Here is a 2,147-nt window from a genome sequence, read left to right on the forward strand (position 1 = left end):
ACTAAACTATGAGTCCCTCGACATAGAATCTGAGGCATCCCCACAAGAAAATAAGGAATTCATCATCCAAGTATTAGAAGATCTACCTGATGATATTATTATTTTCACACACAGCAAGGGTGGACTTGATACACTAGAGGCCCTAATCCATAGGCCAGACTTACTAGAAAAAATAACAGGAGTTATTACTGTACAAACACCTTTCCAGGGTGCTCCTGTGGCAGATGCATTTACAAAAAACTCTCTTATGAAAAGCATTAGCCAATGGCTATTTGAATTTTTAGGAGGATCAGAAGATGGTCTACTTAGCTTAACGACTAAAGAGTCACGTAGAAGAAACAATAAAAATCATAACAACTTCCAAAGAATTATTGAATCTGTTCCAGTTATTAACTACGGATCTTTCAAAGAGGATACTTTTGGTTGGGACACACCACTAGAGACCTTTAGAGATTACACACAATTAAAAGCCGGAAAAAATGATGGAGTAGTGCCTCTATCAAGCTCTTTCTTAGATAATACTTATCAAATTACTGAGTCAGGAGTGGATCACTTAAATAGTGTGACAAGTACCCAAGGGGTAAGACAATTATCATTCTTACCCCAGCTAAATTATAAGCAAGAGTGGAAATTCGATAGAAAGTCTCATTTTCAAGCACTCCTAGAAGTACTTAGAAAAGTTTCATATTAAATTATACTTAAATAAGTCATTCATGAGAGAGTCTAAAACTAAGAAACCCTTTGAGTTTAGGCTAACCTTAGACCCTTCTCGTTCTGCAATATAGTCTAACTTCTGCCACTCACTTATGACCGTACTGAGTTTTTCGGTATTATCTATTAACTTAGAGAAATCATATAATTGATTAATTCGAAGCCCCATATATACTTCTTCCAATTTTTTTTCATCTTTAGTTAAAATCTCTTCTGTGTATTCGCCCTTTGTAACTTTCCACTTATACCTAGTTGAAGACTCACTCAAAAAACCTGTTGCAGAAGCACCAAGCGCAGCAACAGACTCACTTCTCCAATACTTAAGATTATGCTTAGACTCTCTACCAGATTTAGCAAAGTTTGAAACTTCATAGTGATCGAAGCCCTTACTTTTTAAAAAATTCGCTACATCTAAGTATTCCTTCTCTATATATTCTTCTGTAGGTAGGTGATCTTTATGAACATAGCCTGCTTTAGTTGTTAGAATATAAAGGCTAATATGCTCAGGGTTATACTTTAAAATCTCTGAGAGTTCCTTCATGATATCTCTATTATACTTTTCAGAGAAAGGCAGTCCCAACATAAAATCAACTGAGAAATGTAAATTATTTGAATGAAAGAAACTAAGTGTTTCAAACACATCATCAATATTATGAACACGGTCTATTATTTTCAAAAAGTTTGCATCCAGAGATTGTATCCCTAGGGAATATCGATTTACTCCAGTACTTTGCCAAGCACTAAGTCCTTCACTAGTCCACGCCCCGGGATTCACCTCTAGAGTGAACTCAATATCAGTGCTCAATTCTATATTTCTTTCAACAAGAAAATTTTTCAAGAATTTCGCACCACGAACTCCCCAAAGAGAAGGAGTTCCTCCTCCTAAATATAGCGTATTTAAAGTTTTTATTTTTGAATTATTTTTAGAGAATAATTTTTCAAGCTCTAGAAAGCCCTCCAGTAAAGACTCTTCAAAGTTTTGATATTCTACTTCTTTGTTCTTGGGTACATTTTTATAGAAATCACAGTAGTTACATAAGTGTCGACAAAAAGGAAAATGAATGTAAAGTGAGTCTACATGATGAAATTTCATTTTTTTACCTTATAAATTTGCTGCCTTCATCTATAATAGAATGAGTTTAAAATAATCAAAATAGGATATATATGCAACATGATCAAATGACACTAAAAAATGGCCTTGAAACTCTCTTTATCGACTTTCCAGGTTCAACCAGCTCAAGTGTTCAAATTTGGTTTAAGGCCGGATCGGCCCTAGAAGCAAAGAAAGACGAAGGAATTGCTCACTTTCTAGAACACATGTTCTTCAAAGGAACAAAGACAAGACCTGGAGCCGCTATTGCTCACGAAGTAGAATCATTCGGTGGTGAAGTTAACGCTTTCACATCATTTGACTATACTTGTTACTATATTAACTC

At 34.9% G+C, this 2,147-nt stretch carries 2 protein-coding genes and 1 pseudogene; 2 read left to right on the forward strand and 1 reads right to left on the reverse strand.

The features are described 5' to 3' along the window. Window positions 1-691, forward strand: a pseudogene (locus ABX784_RS17120) (hypothetical protein); the annotation flags it as partial. Here the strand turns inward: ABX784_RS17120 and ABX784_RS17125 are convergent. Further along, window positions 683-1,804: a coproporphyrinogen-III oxidase family protein gene (locus tag ABX784_RS17125; protein WP_372656278.1), complete on the reverse strand. Its 1,122-nt coding sequence runs from the start codon at window positions 1,802-1,804 to the stop codon at window positions 683-685. The pseudogene ABX784_RS17120 and the gene ABX784_RS17125 overlap by 9 nt on opposite strands. Window positions 1,805-1,875: 71 nt before the next feature. Between ABX784_RS17125 and ABX784_RS17130 the strand changes: the two genes are divergently transcribed. Next, the coding region (locus ABX784_RS17130) for a M16 family metallopeptidase (RefSeq protein ID WP_372656280.1) at window positions 1,876-2,147 on the forward strand (272 nt) is incomplete at its 3' end.

The organism is Halobacteriovorax sp., assembly GCF_041587335.1.
GTDB lineage: Bacteria > Bdellovibrionota > Bacteriovoracia > Bacteriovoracales > Bacteriovoracaceae > Halobacteriovorax.